We start from the raw sequence: 17,926 nt of genomic DNA, 5'->3' as shown, positions 1-17,926 counted from the left end.
CTTCCCATATGTCGTCCTGGTGCTGTCATGCCTCAGCGAAGTGTTGAGAGACGCTTAAATAGCCCTTATTGTAAAAAACATTCAGAACAACTTGAATGCAAACCTTAAGTCTTGCTTCAGCAGAGAAAGCCTTGTCCATCCTTATGTGACAAGGTTTTCTTTTTATGCCGCGTCGTTATAACGTTGCTGTTTTGCTTGTTCGATTACATTCAAAAGATCCGATTGTAACCAACGCGATAAAAAACCAAATTTTAAAGGTTTTGGGAGAGAGCCATTAGTTACATGACGGCGGAATGTTGAAACACTCATATGAAGCAATTTTGCACTTTCACGGTTTGTTAAAAGAATATCATTTTCTGTCATTCTAAAATCCTTTCATAATAAAAAATGGTAACAAATCATAATCATTTATTAACCACATTTTGGTTCATTTTTGAAGGTATTTTATTTATAGAAAACAATATTTTATCATATAAATTCTCATGTGATAATTTATGAGTCTAATTGAGAGCGAATGAGAGAGAAGAGAGAGAAAGTTATCCACAGATCATGGGGTTATTCACCCCATATTTTAGGTTTGACCGGTGACATAAGCCGCCCATTTATCCATATAGACACGGCGCTTTTCTAGATAGTCAGTGCGACGATAGGAGCGCTCTACTTGTCCTCCTACTGTATGACTTAGAATAGTTTCAGCGACCTCATAGGGGGCATCGGTTGTTTCTGCTAGCCAATTTTTACAGAATCAGAAAATTGAAACTGTTTCGGCAAAGCTTAATGTAGAGACAGAGATTTTAGCATCAGATTTTTCAATCTTGTTAAGAGAACTAGAAAAGAATGGCTTTCTTTTAAAGAAGGAAAACTTGATTAGTGCGTCAGATTCGATTTTTGATCTTAAAAAATTATGGGTACCTGTAACACCTATTATACATATTATCCAGAACTGCAATAGCCCCTTGTATCATGTGCGATTGCTGGAAGATTAAGGAAAAAAATTGGCATACTCCAGAAAGTTTAATACCCTTATTTAGAATGTTGAAAGAAAAAGGAGCTGCCTCAGTGATGCTTTCTGGGGGAGAACCTTTAATGCATCCGAGGCTTAAAGATATTTTATTAACGTTGAATGAACTAGGTCTGCCTGTTGAATTAAATACCAATGGCATCTTATTGCATAAAAATTTATGGATTTCACAGTATGACATAAAAGAAATTGTTATTTCTATGGATTCGACTAGTGTCCAAGGATATTATGATATACGGGGGGCGAATAAATTTGATCGCGTGTGGGAAAACATTGAAACAGTTAAGAATCTTCAACCTCTGCAAAGTATAGGAATAAGAGCGACAGTTACTAAAGAGATTCTAGAAAATATTATTAATTTTATCGATTTTTGTATAAGCAAAGATGTCGATTATATCGGATTCAACCCGCTCGATACGTCGTCATTTTGTTTTTCTAGAAACAATAATACAAAGGATCGATCTAAGGCTTTAAGCAACAAAATTCTTCCGCCAAACGCCTCACTTTTTCATTTGAGAGATGAATTATCAAGGAAAGAATCCCCCCTCCAGATTTATATAGATAAAAAGTTCCAAGAAAGGAAAATCTCATGGACGTCACAAAATTTTGTAAATTGTATTAATTATTACTTAGGCGAAAATTCTGCGTACGTTTCGTCGCCGTTAATGTGTTTATTTCCATTTTCATCCTTGGTATTGGACTATAATGGAGATTTAAAAAATTGCTTTTATTCAGAAGCTTTTGGGAATCTACAAAATTATGAGGCAATAGATTGGTCTGCTCAAAGCGTTTTAAAATCTTTGAAAGAATCTGGCGCATGTAGCGGATGTCGTGGGAAGGTATTTTGTGGATAAGGTTAAGCAATTTAAGATTTATAGCGTTAGCAAGTCTACTGCTCTAGTGGTTGCTGTTTTACCACTTTTTTTGTCGGAAAAATTGCATTTGTCGCAAGCGGATATTGTTTTAATCGGTAGTTATTTTTTATTGCTTCCTTTGATCTTAGAAGTCCCCTTGGGTTTATTATCAGATGTTTATGGAAGTAAGCGCGTTATTTATACTGGGCTGTTTTTCTTTCTTTGCGGTTTTTTAGCTCTTTTTATGAATTATGCATATTTTGCTTACGCCACTTATTTGTTGTGTATCACATTAGCGGCCGCTTGTTTCTCAGGTGCGGAAGATAGTTTACTCTTTTCTGTAGTACCAAAGCATCGCACACTGTTTTCCGTTAAGTCCGAAGTGGCTGCTGTTACCTATAGTGTGACAACGGTACTTATTTTTTTAGGGGGAATACTTTATTATGTGCATCCTGCATTGCCTGTAATTTTTCAAATCCTTTCATTAATTTTTGCTATTTTTATGTTTTCAAAACTGACGAAGGGATTAGATAGTTTTCATATCAACGCTCATCCGAGTATTTTCACAGTTATGTGCGCCAGCCGTAAAGAAGTCAAAAACCCTTATCGCTTCACTCTTGTTTTTTTAAGTGCAGTTTCAGCTTTTGCTATTTTGGTTAATAATCGAACTGTTTCTATCGCATTTTCTGATTTTTTGCCATTTCAACCTGCTATTTTGGTTTCGATTATTTTTATCATTGGGAATTTTTTTTCAGCAAGTTCCAATATATTGTTTCAGAAGTATTTTTCAAAGTTTCAAAATCCTATTTTTCCCGTCTTAATGATTGGTTGTATGGTAACCATTGCTTTTTTTCTCATGTCATTTCAAATTATTGCGGCTCTTATATTAGGATTTTTACTGCTATGTGTTTTTAAATCTGCTTATCGATCTTATCTGTCGTCTCTTCTTATAAATTCACTGATTGATCCCAAAGCTATCGCGACTGTTTTATCATTTACAGCCATTATTACAGCTGTTGTATCCTTTGCATTCAGTTTTTTATACGGTCATGTTTTTTCAACATTCTGGCAAGCTAATTTGTGGTTGGCAGTGATTATGGCTGTGATTTTTGGGGTGTCTGCTTTAATTATTTTTGTCAGAAAACAAGAAATCATTTGGTTACAGCCTGAAAATGCACAATCGTCAAAACAACATTTCTTGAAACGCAAGCATCAAGAGTTTTGCTATGGGCAAATTTATCCGGAAGCATCGTGCATTAATGAAAACATCAAGGATGGCTCTTTTCGACAAAGTCTCTATCCTGCACCAAATTTGATAACACTTTGCGATGAAATAGTCGAATGGGAGTTTATCCGGGGTACTGTATTGAGCCAAATGGATTTGCTACATCAAAAGGCGATTATTGATCAAATCAATAAGATCTTTCAAGATCGATTAAGCAAGAATATAATCTTATCACATGGAGATTTACATCCTGATAATATCATTGTTACTTCTGATAGTTCTTTTATGGTAGTGGATTGGGATTTATGTCAAGAAGCCAGTCCGGAATTGGATATCTTAACATTTTTCACCAGTCCAAGATTATCTCTCAATTTAGAAGAACGGATAGACTATATTTCTCATTTGCTGTCTATATCAAAGGATGAAGCTTTACCAATGATAAAAGCGTTTGTGGCTAAAAAAATTTCTGATCTTTCTCTATACCAAAATATTTTCATGAAACAATTAGTATTGGATTATATGAACTTGAATAAGAAATTTCATGGGCGATAATATTGTAATTTGTAATGAAAATTGCAGTGCGGGCTGCAATCATTGTCCGTATTCGATGGAATATATGGTGAGAGATGACGTGTTGCCTGAATCTTTATATACAATAAATGACATAAAATCTGATTTTATTATTCTTTCTGGTGGAGAGCCTTTTGAGCTCGATTATGATTTACTTCATAAATATACTTGTATGTGTCTCATTTGCAAAAAATATTTTCGGATTGCAACAGGGGGCACATCTATATTCAACCATATTTGAAGCTATTAAAGAGTAATCCGTTCTTTTTAGGGATACAAATAGGCACAGATGTTATTTCAGAGATAAGAAATCTAGACAGTAAAAAATATAAACAAACGTGGGTGCGTAACATAGAATGTATGAAAAAAGATAGCGTACCATATAGTGTGACGATTACTTTATCGGAGAGATTCGATTTGGCAGAAGTGTTAGCTCTAATACGTATCGCTACTCCCGAGTTCATTTTAGTTAATTTTGAAAATAGAAAAAAGTATGAGAATAGATTTCAGTTAAATATGATACGGGATTTTTTTTCTGGCTGTGAGATAAAATATGGATATACGCATCAGAGTTTACACCAATAAATATAAACTATCGGATTCTTTTCACAGTTCTTCTGGTGTGTTAGTTGAAAAAACAGAACTGATAATTTTATTTACTGCTCAGGATAAAGTTATTTCGCCCTTTGCTATGGAGTTGCCATTGTCACCTAGTCACGGAGAAATGCCGGACGATTTTATAAAATCTGTAAATGAACGATCAATAAATAAAAGTAAACACTTTGCAAATTCTTTAAGCTATTTCTTTGGGTTGGAAGATTTTTTTAAAAAAGTTGAAATGGCTAAAATTATTAATTCTGGATTAAAGAAATCTATTAAAACGATAGGAATAGGTGCAATTATTGATGATGAGATACGTAATTACGATTTGATAAAATTGAAATCATCGAATCAGTATTTGGATGATACAATTGCAATTGTTAATGAAAACAAAAATGTAAAATTTATTATTGATTTCAATGCAAGTATTAATTTTGAGCAGTGGAATTATTTTATTGATAGGATAGATAAGAATAATTTGTTTGGAATAGAACAGCCTGTGAAATTTCCTTCAAAAATTCCAGATTTGGGTTTCTTAAATATCGCTGATGAGACATTCGTGAAATGTGGTTATGAAAAAATTCACGAATATGGCTATAATGATTTTGTCTATAAGCCATTTGCAAGTAATATTAAAGAATTATATAAGTGTTTTGAGAATAAAAATAACTACGTTGGTATGGTTGGAAGTAATGTTTCAGGCCCTTTAGATTGTAGTTTTTGTAACATCATAAATCATTATATGCCTACCAAATTAGCAGGAAATCGTGCAAGTAATTTTGAAGCGCATCCGTTAAATAATAAAACTGAGGATTTAATGAGAATTCGAGAAAAAAAGATATCTCTCTCTGATGAATTGTTTATTTATCTTGATAAATTTTGCCAAAAGGTATCGGATTTGTATTTTGATATGAATCAATTAAAAGAAATTGCTACAAATATATAGTATTTCCCACTCTGAAGCAGCTATGTTTCGTGAATAGATATAGGACATACCGATGGAAGAACGATATGGTGCTTGTCTCATGATCTTGCGCGATTAGAAGAAATGGGAGTGATATCGACTGATCAAAACTACAGTGGACCACGGCGTTCGCGGCCTTTTGACCGGCATCGCAGCGGATTTGTTTTAGCGGAGGGCGCAGGTCTGTTCGTTATTGAAAAATTATCTAACGTACTGGCGCGGCAGCGTGAGCCGTTGGCCTATTTATTGGGTTACGGCGGTGCACTTTGCGCACAGCATATTGTAGCGCCGCATAAAGATGATCTCGAAATGCAACTGTCGATGGAACGAGCCATCGAACATGCGGGTATTGACCGTACCGCTATTGATTTTGTGAATACACATGGGACATCGACAGTACAAAATGATCAGCACTAAGCCAGCGCAATCAGAACGGTTTTTGGCGCGTACAACCCAGCGATTGTGGCAACAAAATCTTGGCACGGGCATCTGATTGCTGCTGCCTGTGCGATGGAAATTTTGTGTGTACTGGTTTCTTTTCGGAACAATGTTTTGCCTAAAATTTTGAATTGTGATGAAATCGATCCTCAATTGCCTGCTAGCATTGCGCTTGTGAGGGAGCATCAGTACCGACCGCTTAAATATGCATTGAAAAACTCATTTGGTATGGGTGGTAGCGCAAGCAGCTTGGTTTTAGGGAATCCACAATATCTGTAAGGGACACCTCATGCTAACAATATATTCCTTATTAGAAAGAAACTGGCAAGTGATTTATCATCACAGTCATTATTCGGCAGAGGATGTCAGCATGATGACAAAAGGGTGTGCAGATACCGTATTAGATATTTTCGTGATCACCCGCAAGAGGAGCAAAATAAGCTGTTTGTTTTTGTGATTAGAAATAATTTCGAAGGTCTAATCAGCTATTTTGTTGCGTCTATGCTAAAATTGAAAGCTTGGATCGTCAGTATTCATGATTTAGACATTGTTGATATGCTGGTTGATGCCAATTGCATTGCGGCTGTTGTAATGAGCCATGAAGTTAGGAATATTAGTATCATCAGTCACCGGATTAATATCGCGTTTGATCACTGTTTTTCAACTGTGAACGAAAATCTGGCTGATTTTACAGCATATCCGTGCGCGCATTTCTATTTTTGTACCTCCGGAACAACCAGTAAGCCGAAGTTGATTCAATATCATGAAAATATTCTGATTGAGAATGCCATCGCGGTGAGCCAATCTCTTGGACTAAGTAATGAAGATTGCTCATTGTGTTATTTCCCGGTGCAGTATATGTATGGTCTCTCTACTATGCTATGTGCCTTCTTATCGGATAGCAAACTGGTATTTGAAAAATTTCAAATAAGTAATATTGTTGAACTCGTTTCGCACTATAGCATTACCAACTTGCCTTTAATCGGTGACTGGATGCTGGAAGTAAGCGACATTTTTACCAAAAGCCGAATCCATGTGCAAAATATCTTGAATGCATCCGATCGTTTGCTTACCGTACAAGCATCGGGCATCCTCTCATCATGCACGACGTTATGGAATAACTTCGGTCAGACCGAATCCGGACCGCGCTTGTTTCATAATAAGATCTGCTCGCTACGCGATATTGAAAGAACCAGTAAATATGGGCGTTGTGGCACCGGGTAAGGTTCTGGTGAGTGATATAAAAATTGATTTGCGCCCCATTGATCGGGCGGATGCTTCTGATTCAGTGCGCCGTATGTTTTATAAAACGCCTTTCGCGTGTGATGGTTATGTTGATAGTTCCTTGCAATTAAAGCCGCGTGATGAATGGTTTGATTCCGGCGACCTGTTTGTTAAAGATGAATCCGAATGCTATTACTGGATAGCCAGAGCCGTTAATGAATTTAAACACAATGGTAAGTTTATCCCAGTTCAACTGATCTCAAATGACATTATTAAGTATGCCGGATGTTTAAGGCATTACTTTTCAAAAGCACAGAACGGCGATCTTTATCTCAACCTTGATATGTCGGCAAATAGTGAGCAGGTTAAAGTCGTTACTAAACTATTGACTGATAAATGGTATCAGTATGCATTTAAAGTAAATATCAGAAAAATTGCCACGACAAATACAGGGAAAATAAAATGTACCATGTAGATAAAGCTCATGGTATGAGCAGAGTGTATGTTAATCGCCGTGCAAACAATTATCTGTGCATTGTGAGCCATTCTTTTTATACCTATTTTTTAGCTATTGATAGGCTTCATCGTTATTTGCCTGTATCGACGAGACGTACATCGAGAATGATATTGCATCGTGAAATGGCGAAGGTACTTTTTATCGATATATTTAAACGGATTTTGCCAGATGTAAAGATGTCACACAGTTCTGTGAGCCATGGACGGAGTAAAAGTATTATGTTGCTTAATAATGATCCGCGGATTCAGTCTGTCGGGGTTGATATCGAATTTATTGAGAAAAAAACTACCGAGGCCATTTATGCTAGATTACTGTGAAAAATGCGCGGACTTTCCAGCAGGGCAGGTGCTGGATAATCGACTATGCACCACAATATTTAGCTGCATGGAGAGCTTGTATAAGGCATTATGCGCCATCTCGGCGTGTACTTTTGATATAAATGATTACTTTTTAGTTGAACATGACAGGACGCGATGTGTTTTTCGGTACGTTGGGAATACATTTGTGTTTAAAGGGATGACGTTTATTTGTAACTGCTATTATCTTTGTCAATCTGTGATAACCGTTGTTTTGCTGGATGCATGTTTGCAATCAATTATTTTAGATGACCTCTTATATGAGGACGTAACCGTTTCTATACCCAGTTAGTTTTTAACGAGTTTACGGCAATGCCATAACTAGCTTCATTTAGAGGAATATGTGATGAATGATTTACTGGTGAATATCACCCCTGAGCACTATGAAAGGTATGCTATTGAAGGTACATCACCGTGGAATGCGTATTTGATGGAAAGAATTCTGGAAGAAGCATCTGGTGTTACTTCTGCGAAGAAAAAATTCTCGATATTGGCATGGGAACTGGCCACATGCTTTTCAAGCTTTACCGCTCCCAAAAACTCACAGACTATTTCTTTTACGGGGTTGATATCGATCCCCGTATGGTTCAATTTTGTGTTAAAAAATGTACCGAGTTAAAATACCAGCATGCATTCAACATCATTGAAGCCAGTGTCAGCAATTTACCGTTTCCCGATAACTCCTTTTCAATGATTTATGTCCGTTCCGTAATTCATCACTGGGCTGAACCTAAAAAAGGATTACAGGAGTTGTGCTGTGTTTTAGATCGCGGCGGTCGTATTATCATCCACGACCCCTTGGCTGATTCAGAAGAAACAGCACTGGTATTTTTAACCAATCACGTCGTGAATGCGGTGTGGCAGCTATGTCCACAGAAGAAAAATTTACATTAGCCGGTATCACCGATCTTTTATACGGCTGCGATCTTAGTGAGATGAGCTGGACAGTGACACGTGGAGAAGGTCTAGCAGCTCTGGGTTGTGCAATTTTCATTAAAAAGGTCTGAGTTATCATGGATTATTTCTGTGCTGAAATGTATGCAAAAATGCAACCACGTATAACGGCAATAACTGGCTGCCATGCACTCGATTACATTGCTTTCCCCGATTTGGTTAGGATAAGTACACGCGTTTATTCGATCACTGGTGATAGTGGTTCTTTGACTCAAGTGGACTCTGCGGGTGAACACTTACCGATGCTGATTAGTGCTACAAGTGGCATCACTGGGGCGATGAAAATGGCCAACGTTCGTTTAAAATTCTGTAAGGAAGGGATCAGCTCATCAGAGCGCAATTTAATTCGTAACCTGCGCGGCGCGGCAGGTTTTTTCCCTAGGGGATGTTGTTGGCAACCTGTTTACGATTAATCTGTTTTCATCTTTACACTACTTGGCGTGTGAAATTTTAAAAAATTGCCGTGCACATGTTGTGCCGGTTGGCGATATTGCTCTGCTGCTGAAGAGTCATTTCGAGTTTCTGGCTGAAATACGACTCTCGGTACTGTTTGGTGTGCCCAGCACCATCGTTCAGTTCGTTGAAGCTATGCTCAGCCTTGGGGTTCCACTGGCAATTAAAAAAGTGGTCTTTACTGGTGAATCGATGCTGAGCGTGCATGAAAACTATCTGCGCAAGATGCTGGGCGCCGATCTGCGGATAATTGGTTTATATGGTTTGTCGGAGTGCGGTTTCATTGGTATGTCCGCCGAAGGGCGGCTTAATCGGTACCTACTCTTCAGCGATGATTTCTTCTTTGAATATGAAGATAAGAGAGGACTGCTAGTGACATCGCTGGATCCCGATGTCTCGCGCAAACTTATCAGATATTCCGTGGGCGATATGGGCACATTATCCGTTGAAAATGGTGACCTCTATTTTGAAGGTATTAAACGCAATGCTGTTGATTTTAATTTCATGGGAAATTTGATTAGCCATGAAAAAATATTCAAAATTATTAATCGAAGGTTGCCCGATGTGATTGTTCAAATTGTATTGTCTTTATCCGCGGATAGACAAGAGATTATGGATATTAAAATCTGCTGCGAAGTATTTCACAACCTTGATTTGTCCGAACTAACTGAGGAAATCTATCATTTGCCGGATATTTATGAAGCCTATATGAAAAAGCGCGGGCGTATTAATCTCACCCTCGTCGAATATAGCGATTTGCTTTTCTCATCCAGAGGGAAATGCCTGCTAGTTTATGACGCAAGGGAGTCCTGTAATGCAACTTGATAATTTGTGTAATGAAATTGTATCAGGGAATTCGCATACGATAAATGTCAACATCAGGTTTTATAGCGTGTCACCGGAGCAGCAGGAGTAAATCATGTCAGATGATGTTATTGATAATTATGATTTAGATAATAACGTATTGTTTATTCGTGGATGTAATTTGATTGATATTGCCGATGAAAACCGTTATTTGCAGAACGCATGGTTTGCACTGACCGGCAACCTTCTTAATGAAGAACAGATGGATCGGCTGATTCAGAATGCTAGCGCCGAACTGCAAAAGACGAACCCTACAGCCAAACTGCAGGCGATGCATCAACTGATCAATGCATTGCCATCTTTGAGTTTAACGCAGCGATTTATGATGTTATTATCGCAAGTTGAGGTTTCGGCGGCTCAGGGTAAGGTCATGGCTCCCGTAAGCGACGGTAGTTGTCTTAAAATTATCTTGCTGATGCCGTGGATTATTGCATTGGCGCGCTCTTCCCAACAGTTTTCCGATTTTCCGGCGATCGAAAATTGCAATACCTTTGAGCGTGCTTTTTGGTTAGCATTAACTAGCAAGGAAGCTTCTTCCGACTGGGATATTGATATGCTTTGCCGGTGCATGTCTCTACTGCTGGGCGGGTTTGGTATTGTGACACCTACAACCACCACGATAAGATTTATTGCCAGTACCAAGAGCGACGTCATTTCTGCACTAATCGGTGGGTTTTGTGCCACTGGCCCCGCGCATATGGGAGCCTGCAAATATGCTATCATACGACTTTCTAGTGTCCTCCATGAGATTGAAGCTGGGAATCTTGAGGCGGCGGTAACGCATTATTGCAAAGACAAACCCTGGCCAGGGTTTGGTCACCCGATTATGCAACGGGATGTCCGGGTTGATTACTTTTTTTCACGCTTTCAGGTGCCTATGCGTCCCTTCAGTTCGCTTGCGCGATCTATTTCAGACAATACAGGACTGCAACCCAATGTCGATTTTCTAATTGCAAGCATCATGAGCAAACATCGGGCTTCTCCTGAGCTGGGATTGTTGGCTTTTTTCGTTTGTCGTATGCCGATACTTCTCGCGCACTATCAAGCGCGGTTTAGTGCTCATTCCTTCGGTTTATCATCAAAGGATTTAAGAAAAAAATATAAAAAGGTCCCCAAATTATGGCTATAAAACATCACACCAAGCCAAATTTCTTGGGTATATGTCAGAGTATCACTTTAACCGCACCGATGCGTGCTTGCGGGCAAATCGATATTTCTCACTGGGAGTTAGCCCATAACTATTTAAAACAGGGCTTGTTACTCGAAGCCTTGCATCAGTTTTCAGTTCGATTCGCCACCATGGTGGCTAAAAACTCGGATCTCACTTATCGCTATCTCCCTGTTATGGTTGAACAGTTTTTCTCTACCACCCATTTTGATAGCGATCGGTTATGCGTTGAAGGACATATTGAACGCATTAATGAGGCCTACCGTATTCACTGTAAGGCTAGCACATATGACAATGGAAAGGCCGTTATTGCGCAGGCAATCATCATGGTCAGTAAGGTCTGCTTCCTTGGCTCGTGTTCTCAGAAAGTCGCTCTTCCATTACTAGGCGATTTATGTAAAATTTCCTCCGTAACCGGAGATTCTTGTACTTTTTCCTTTAATGCGCATCACCCGCTTTTTGAGGAACATTTCCCTTCCCGCGCCATATGTCCTGGTTCACTATTGATTGAGATGGTTCTGGCTTTAGCCACGCAGGGTAGGACGAAAAATATCGCATCTGTTGCGCTGAAAAAAGTAAAGTTCATTGAAGCAGTTTATCCGGGAGATACCTATCAGTTGACCATTAAACAGGATACAGAGTGTGAACCGGGTGGCGTTTTTTATATTCATACGGAAACTAAAAAACGAAGCACTTGCGGTAAGTTTTCTATCAAATATAAAAAGGAGGATGCGCCATGTTTAACATAATAATCTCTTTTATTCCGTGGAGTATTTACTCCTGGGTTATTAATGGAAACTTTTTAACTCTGGTCGAACGCTCTCTCATCTTAACTGTGATTTTATTGTTCATTATTGCTGTGAATATTAAAATTGTCCGGCAGGGAGAACCCGTGATGATTACTAACATTCTGACATTTATTGTCCTGTTTGTTAATTATTTCGCTGGATGGTCTACACTTTTACTGAACTACCCCACAGTTTTTTGCTATCTGTCACTTGCTCTGGTTTCATTGATTAGCTTGCTGGTAAAGAAACCCTTTACTATTTTTTATGCCAGTGCTGGTGTTTCTGAAGAAAAACGCAAACATATCCTATTTTATCTCATCAATAAATATATTACATGTATTTGGGTAATCATCTTTTTTGCCAATGGTCTTCTAGTGGCTTTTTTTACATGGACCCCCCAGATTTGGTTAATCACTATGGGTTTAATTTGTACTGGTATTCTTTTTTCTAAATATCTTCCTAACATCATGCAATATTTTTATCGCATCAAACATCATGGAGCATAATATGTCATTGTTTAACATTCTGACCGGAACCCCTTTATGGGCTTGGATTTTGCTTATTTTTCTCATTGCGAGGGGAATAATCGCATTGAAAGATAGGGAAACGAAGGTTTACCGCCTTTTTCTCTTGCCGTTAGTCTTTCTTTTTTTGGGCGCAAGCGATGTGATTAACCAGCTGGCTTTCCCACGCTGGGGAGCAATCGCAATGTTGGCAGGGCTGATGATCGGCTTTGGCGTTGGCTGGTTGCTCTGGCGTGCTACTGCGCGTTTAAAAATCAAAGAGGGAACGGATTTCATTATTCTGCCTGGTACGCCGTTGACGCTGACATTTATTCTTATCGCTTTTGTCATCAAATTCACATTGATTGTTTTTCTCAAGGTTGTACCTGATTTGAAATATGCATTTGATTTTAACCTTCTTTTTGGTCTTTTAAGTGGGTTTACTGGTGGTGTGTTGTGGGGCGGCACATTAAATTTATATATAGCATTTCGAAAGAATCCAAATTAATCCCTATACCATTAGCTGTGGGTACTTCCCATTAGAACTATCTCAATAGAAGCTTATTCCTAACAACAACGCTGCATACAAATGCAGCGTTGCCTCGTAGTTTCAGATTTTTTTATCCCAGCGCGTGAATAGGAGAGGGAAGTGATATATCTGACTATACCCCCTTGGGGGAAGAGCGAGCCTAAAGGTTTAGAATGCTATGAGTTTGAGCTAGCTGGACTTTGAGCAGATGGTTTATCGCTCATGGGAAATCATTTTGTTTTACGATTCAAAAAGAGGATAGTGATGGTCTCATTGGCGTAGGTGGGCAAGAAAACTGTTAGCTTGGCAATGCCGTCAACAATTTATAGAACTATGTTGTGGAACCCCTACGCAAAGCCGTTGCTATGATGGCATGATGCTTTTGTCAAGCATTATGATATGGGGAGGAACCGGTGTTTAAGGGTGCAGCTGCGGTCACTATACGATCCAGTAGCATTACGTTTTTACGTTTGAGTATTTAGGAGCGGTAGACTCTGTACAGGCTATGCGTGCAATATGTGAAGCACGCTTGTGGGAAGCAGTGTGCCATTATTGCGTTGTGCATGCAACCCTCTAGCTAGTACTTCATTGGTAAGGTTGTTTTTTGAAGCTGATTAATTATCTGGGTGTTTTTTAAGAGAACGTTAGCACTGATGTATCGCGTGCCGTACCAAGAAATCTTCCAAAAAAAAATTATTAAAAATACTAAAAATATATGTGCAAGATGAACAAATGCTTGCTGAGGATATTGTATCAACGACTGTAGCTGCTTAAGGGCACATAATCTTGGGGGGCATAATGTTGTATAAAAAATCATGAAGTCCAAAAAACTCGTAAAGGTGCATTGCACTTCTCCTTTACGTTGACGACGCTTTCTCCAATAGCAAAATATAAAAACGATATCATTATCCGCTTTAAGGCGTGTGGTATAAATATTGGTACGACAACAATAAACATGAATAATATAGGAGCAAAGCCACTCTATAAAGCCACCAGCACGGGAATAGTACCATTGACAGGTGCTGAGTTACAAACAAATGGTATTTATGAAATAGTCTATAATGATGGCGTATCAACAAAAGGTCTTGATGGCTGGTATCTTTTAAACCCTACCCCCATTCCACCACCGAAGGTCGAAACCTTTCCTTGTGGTTTTATTGCGACCTTTGCTATGCAAGAAGTCCCAAACGGCTGGCTTTTATGTGATGGCGCTACTTATGAACGCAAGGATTATCCGCAATTATTCAAGGCGATAGGGGATAAATGGGGAAAAAACAGCGATACAACCTTTAAAGTTCCAGACTTTAGAGGAATGTTTTTGCGCGGCTTTGATAATGGGCGCGGTTTAGATCAAAATAGAGACTTCGCAGAGGTGCAAAAAGACAGCATTAAATCTCATACACATGCTTGTACCATTGAAGAGGCAGGTCAACATACGCATAAGCATGATTATTCTATGGTTACAAGAGTTGGTCAAATAGGTGGCAGAAATCCTGCTTTTGGTAATTCATATTATACAAAAGATACACAACCTGCTGGAGTGCACACGCATAAGGTAACTATTTCTTCAACGGGCGAGGCAGAAACACGCCCTGTTAATGTACCGGTTGTTTATGCCATAAAATCGTGAGTTTTTCAAATGATCAATAATCCGTCTGCTATTGATGATATTGCGGACGCGGAGCAAATCCGCGTCCTTTTTTATGCAAGCAATCGAATGGTTCATGCACCCTTAAATAAGGTACTTGATCTTGTCAAAAGCGACATACAGCATGATCTTTTAAGCGCTTTGGCAGAATATAAAGAAGCGACAGATCAACGCATAGAGATCATGCAAAAACTGATTGATGAATTGCAGTCCTCTCTCTCACACAACAAGACAACGAACTGATTAAGGAATGAAACGCGATGCCATTACCCTATCACACACATATATTTAAGCTTGAACCAGCAACAAAAGAAGAAGTCAAAGAAGGTGTTTTAGATAGTAAGGCTCTTGCACCTGTTTCAGTGGGGAGTGCAGCAGCTTATGAGGTAGAATATTTTGCAACCGCTGCTCAAGGAAAAAAGGCTGATGATGCTATTGCAAAGAGAGATATTGGAGCTCTTGCTTATAAAAATAAGGTCACAATTTGTGATATTGAAGCAGGTGGTGAAGCGCATGAGAATGCGATTTTATCAGGCGCTGGCTGGGTAAAAATATCGCCTTTAGGGATTGGCGATATGAAGGCTGCTACATATGATCCCGACAATGTGGGGGCAAATACATTTTCTATGGAAAATATGCACGAGGGTCCTACCAAAAAGATCTTAACCATAGAGGAAAGATCAAAGCTACGATGGTTGAGTTCTACGCAGCCAACGATGGAAAAATGGCGGAGGGGAGATGAAGGTGTTTATTATCCCATATCTCCGGTAGATCTCAAAAATACCATTCGTTATTTTGTAGGCTCAAAGTCTTTTGGTATGTCAAAATCAGTTTATGATCCAGATAAAATAGAAAAAGATGTATTTGATATGGAGAATATGAAGGAAGGGAAAAAGCATCTTATCTTAACTCCTCCAGAACGTGCACAGATTGCAAAAATTGATAAAGTTGAAGATGTTGCACAACAAGGGATTCATGTTGCAAGTGAAGCGAAGAACGTTGCAGATAGTGCATTAAGAACAGCAAATGATGCAAAAGCTTATGCAGTAGATGCAAAAAAAACGGCTGAGACAGCACAAAAAACGGGAGACAGTGCAAAAGCTGAGGCAAATATTGCGCAAACAGCAGCCGATAAAGCGCAAGATACAGCACATAGTGTACAGAAAAAAGTTGATCTCATTCAACCTCTTGCCAAACAAGACTGGATTGATGGCACAAAAACAGTGGATGCACTTATCTCACCAGCCAAACTGATGGCTTCAATCAAAGCAAATAGTAGCAATAGCAGCGGCGGTAGTAGCGGCAACAATGATGGCGGGGTTAGAAAACCTGTTGAAATTCTGATGACAGAAAGCGGAGATATTCTATTGCCTGATGGTATTACTGCTGACACCGATATCGAAGTATGGGCTTGGGGCGGTGGAGGTGGTGGCGTTAAGGATGGCGGCGGCGGTCAATGTGTGCATGTTAAAATGAAAGGTTCTGATTTAGATAAATTAAAAACAGCTTACATTGGTCGTGGTGGTAAAGGTAATGACAGTAACATTTTGTGCAATGGTGGTAGAACAATGATCAAAGGGCTTGTTACAGCAGAAGGAGGATATTCCGTTTCCATGACTCTCGTTAACTTTGGAGGGAAAGGCGGCGATGGAGGAGGAAACAGGGAGGGCAGCAGTGGTGAAAGCTTTATTTTTTCTGGTGGTAATGGTGGAGGGAGTGGAATAGACGGCAAGAGAGCTGATACTGGTGGAAGTTCTTTTCTTGGCGGCGGCGGCGGCGGTGGCGGTAAATGTAAGGGTTCTATCATGGGGCAGGGTGGTGAGAGTTACAAAGGTGGTAACGGTGGTAGAGGTGGTAAAGAATGCGGCGGCGGTGGATATTTTGATGGGAAACACGGAAGCGACAAAATTGGCGGCGACGGCGGTGATGGAGCAGTACTCATAAAGGTATATTTATAAGGTGAATTGAACAATGGCACGGAAAATAAGTAAAGACTGTTTATACTGTTTAAAAAAGTGGGAAGGTTTGCGCTTGCAGGCTTATCAAGATGCTTCTGGCATATGGACGATTGGTTATGGTCATACGAAAAAAGCCGGTCAACCAACAGTTGTTGAGGGTATGGTGATTACAGAAAAAAAAGCTGAAAACATGCTTTTAGCAGATTTGCGGCAATATGAGAGGGCGGTAGAAAAAGCAGTTTGTGTGAATTTAAGCGACGAGCAGTTCGGCGCTCTTGTTTCCTTTTGTTATAATGTGGGTATTGCAGCTTTCCAAAACTCTACATTGCTTAAAAGGCTTAATCGGGGGGATTATGAAGCGGTACCAACCGAATTGCAGAAATGGACCAAAGCGGGAGGCAAACGTTTACAAGGTCTCGTACACCGGCGTGTAGCAGAGGCAGGGCTATGGGCGAAAGGGGCTTATGTTTCTTCTAATTATCAAACAGTAGAAACGAAACAACCAACAGGGTTTCTCAAAGCAGAAGCATTGGCACCGATTATTGGTTCTTTCTCAGGTCTTGGTGGGTTTTTAGCGGGCAATGGACCAATCCAATGGGCTTTAGCCGCCATTATGGTTTTAGCGGCATGTACTGGCATTTTCTTTGTTGCTAAACGCTTTCAGGAGCACCGCCTATGATCTTATGGATGAAAAGAAACTTGATGGTAACAGGTGCGGCTTTAGCCGCTTTTTTTATTGCCTTAGCAAAAGCTTTTACTCTTGGGAAAAAAGTAGAGCAACAAAAGCAAACAGAAAAAGCTTTAAAAGCAGCCACAACACGGCTTGAGGTGGAAAGTGAAGTTAATCAAAAAAGTGATGCTGATATGCGTGCTGCTCTCTCTCACTGGTTGCGCGACAAATAAATATGCTTCTTCTTGTGTTGGTTGGTTACCTATTTATTTAAGCCGGCAAGATCTGAACGCCATCAGTTCCAATTTAGCAAGAGAGATCTTAAAGCACAATAATCTAGGTGAACGCTTGTGTGGGTGGAAACATGGTTAGAAAAAAATCCAAAAAACACACAGAGCTTACAGAATCAGAAAAAGAAATGCTTCAAGAAATGATCATCACCTATCAAAGCGTGAAAATGATGTCTCGCTTGATGAAGTGGATAGCATTTTTTCTTTTTTTGCTTATCCTCGATTTTGCACGCCTCATGGACGCGCTAGATAATGTCATTGCACATTTAAAGCAGTGGTTTTCAAAGAACTAGTCTCACTAAATTTATCTTTAAAATATGAAAAAATGATTA

General features: G+C 39.3%; 20 protein-coding genes and 3 pseudogenes. 21 read left to right on the top strand and 2 right to left on the bottom strand.

Going from position 1 to position 17,926, the window contains the following annotated elements:
• Nucleotides 1–162: 162 nt before the first annotated feature.
• Both ACFINL_RS03985 and ACFINL_RS03980 read right to left on the bottom strand, forming a co-directional pair.
• Nucleotides 163–363, bottom strand: a complete 201-nt coding sequence (locus ACFINL_RS03985) for a helix-turn-helix transcriptional regulator (RefSeq protein ID WP_375650438.1) — start codon at nt 361–363, stop codon at nt 163–165.
• 208 nt (nt 364–571) lie between these two features.
• Nucleotides 572–739 (bottom strand): annotated as a pseudogene (locus tag ACFINL_RS03980) (integrase); the annotation flags it as partial.
• A 224-nt stretch (nt 740–963) separates the two neighbouring features.
• Between ACFINL_RS03980 and ACFINL_RS03975 the strand changes: the two are divergent.
• The 21 genes and pseudogenes from ACFINL_RS03975 (at nt 964) to ACFINL_RS03875 (ending at nt 17,887) form a co-directional block, all read left to right on the top strand.
• Complete coding sequence (locus tag ACFINL_RS03975; RefSeq protein ID WP_375650434.1) at nt 964–1,875, top strand: radical SAM protein; 912 nt, start codon at nt 964–966, stop codon at nt 1,873–1,875.
• Nucleotides 1,868–3,652, top strand: a complete 1,785-nt coding sequence (locus tag ACFINL_RS03970) for an MFS transporter (protein WP_375612536.1) — start codon at nt 1,868–1,870, stop codon at nt 3,650–3,652. Before ACFINL_RS03975 ends, ACFINL_RS03970 begins: the two co-directional genes overlap by 8 nt.
• Nucleotides 3,653–4,223: 571 nt before the next feature.
• Entirely contained in the window at nt 4,224–5,216 is a 993-nt protein-coding gene (locus ACFINL_RS03965; protein WP_375612535.1) for a hypothetical protein, read from the top strand.
• Nucleotides 5,217–5,288: 72 nt separating this feature from the next.
• A pseudogene (locus ACFINL_RS03960) lies at nt 5,289–5,951 on the top strand (hypothetical protein).
• A 174-nt stretch (nt 5,952–6,125) separates the two neighbouring features.
• Entirely contained in the window at nt 6,126–6,896 is a 771-nt protein-coding gene (locus ACFINL_RS03955) for an AMP-binding protein (RefSeq protein WP_375650430.1), read from the top strand.
• Nucleotides 6,874–7,371 carry a hypothetical protein gene (locus ACFINL_RS03950; RefSeq protein ID WP_375612533.1) on the top strand — a complete coding sequence of 166 codons (498 nt, stop codon included), beginning with the start codon at nt 6,874–6,876 and terminating at the stop codon, nt 7,369–7,371. Before ACFINL_RS03955 ends, ACFINL_RS03950 begins: the two co-directional genes overlap by 23 nt.
• On the top strand, nt 7,359–7,730 hold the full coding sequence (locus tag ACFINL_RS03945) for a hypothetical protein (protein WP_375650426.1): 372 nt from the start codon (nt 7,359–7,361) through the stop codon (nt 7,728–7,730). The genes ACFINL_RS03950 and ACFINL_RS03945 overlap by 13 nt, the downstream gene beginning before the upstream one ends.
• A 453-nt stretch (nt 7,731–8,183) precedes the next feature.
• Nucleotides 8,184–8,663, top strand: coding sequence for a class I SAM-dependent methyltransferase (locus ACFINL_RS03940; protein WP_375612531.1), 480 nt, complete (start codon nt 8,184–8,186; stop codon nt 8,661–8,663).
• 119 nt (nt 8,664–8,782) lie between these two features.
• The gene (locus ACFINL_RS03935; RefSeq protein WP_375612530.1) at nt 8,783–9,136 is read left to right on the top strand and encodes a hypothetical protein; all 354 of its coding nucleotides are present in this window, start codon (nt 8,783–8,785) and stop codon (nt 9,134–9,136) included.
• A gap of 61 nt (nt 9,137–9,197) precedes the next feature.
• Complete coding sequence (locus ACFINL_RS03930; protein ID WP_375612529.1) at nt 9,198–10,001, top strand: hypothetical protein; 804 nt, start codon at nt 9,198–9,200, stop codon at nt 9,999–10,001.
• 94 nt (nt 10,002–10,095) lie between these two features.
• On the top strand, nt 10,096–11,169 hold the full coding sequence (locus tag ACFINL_RS03925; protein WP_375650422.1) for a citrate/2-methylcitrate synthase: 1,074 nt from the start codon (nt 10,096–10,098) through the stop codon (nt 11,167–11,169).
• Nucleotides 11,160–11,957, top strand: a complete 798-nt coding sequence (locus ACFINL_RS03920; protein WP_375650417.1) for a beta-hydroxyacyl-ACP dehydratase — start codon at nt 11,160–11,162, stop codon at nt 11,955–11,957. Before ACFINL_RS03925 ends, ACFINL_RS03920 begins: the two co-directional genes overlap by 10 nt.
• Nucleotides 11,945–12,502: a hypothetical protein gene (locus ACFINL_RS03915; RefSeq protein WP_375650414.1), complete on the top strand. Its 558-nt coding sequence runs from the start codon at nt 11,945–11,947 to the stop codon at nt 12,500–12,502. The genes ACFINL_RS03920 and ACFINL_RS03915 overlap by 13 nt, the downstream gene beginning before the upstream one ends.
• Before the next feature lies 1 nt (nt 12,503).
• Nucleotides 12,504–13,007: a DUF6622 family protein gene (locus tag ACFINL_RS03910; RefSeq protein ID WP_074380593.1), complete on the top strand. Its 504-nt coding sequence runs from the start codon at nt 12,504–12,506 to the stop codon at nt 13,005–13,007.
• A gap of 874 nt (nt 13,008–13,881) precedes the next feature.
• Nucleotides 13,882–14,658: pseudogene (locus ACFINL_RS03905) on the top strand (tail fiber protein); the annotation flags it as partial.
• Between the two features lie 9 nt (nt 14,659–14,667).
• Complete coding sequence (locus ACFINL_RS03900) at nt 14,668–14,919, top strand: hypothetical protein (protein WP_375610781.1); 252 nt, start codon at nt 14,668–14,670, stop codon at nt 14,917–14,919.
• Nucleotides 14,920–14,936: 17 nt separating this feature from the next.
• On the top strand, nt 14,937–16,634 hold the full coding sequence (locus ACFINL_RS03895) for an alanine-zipper protein (RefSeq protein ID WP_375650410.1): 1,698 nt from the start codon (nt 14,937–14,939) through the stop codon (nt 16,632–16,634).
• Nucleotides 16,635–16,647: 13 nt separating this feature from the next.
• Nucleotides 16,648–17,313 (top strand): lysozyme, encoded by a 666-nt coding sequence (locus ACFINL_RS03890; protein WP_375612619.1) that lies wholly within the window; start codon nt 16,648–16,650, stop codon nt 17,311–17,313.
• Complete coding sequence (locus ACFINL_RS03885) at nt 17,310–17,537, top strand: hypothetical protein (RefSeq protein ID WP_375612620.1); 228 nt, start codon at nt 17,310–17,312, stop codon at nt 17,535–17,537. Before ACFINL_RS03890 ends, ACFINL_RS03885 begins: the two co-directional genes overlap by 4 nt.
• Nucleotides 17,470–17,676 (top strand): hypothetical protein, encoded by a 207-nt coding sequence (locus tag ACFINL_RS03880; RefSeq protein ID WP_375646540.1) that lies wholly within the window; start codon nt 17,470–17,472, stop codon nt 17,674–17,676. Before ACFINL_RS03885 ends, ACFINL_RS03880 begins: the two co-directional genes overlap by 68 nt.
• Nucleotides 17,669–17,887 carry a hypothetical protein gene (locus ACFINL_RS03875; protein ID WP_375630254.1) on the top strand — a complete coding sequence of 73 codons (219 nt, stop codon included), beginning with the start codon at nt 17,669–17,671 and terminating at the stop codon, nt 17,885–17,887. The genes ACFINL_RS03880 and ACFINL_RS03875 overlap by 8 nt, the downstream gene beginning before the upstream one ends.
• Nucleotides 17,888–17,926: the final 39 nt, after the last annotated feature.

This window comes from Bartonella sp. AA78NXGY (assembly GCF_042197005.1).
Taxonomy (GTDB): Bacteria; Pseudomonadota; Alphaproteobacteria; order Rhizobiales; family Rhizobiaceae; genus Bartonella.
This window is presented reverse-complemented; position numbering and strand designations above follow the sequence as displayed.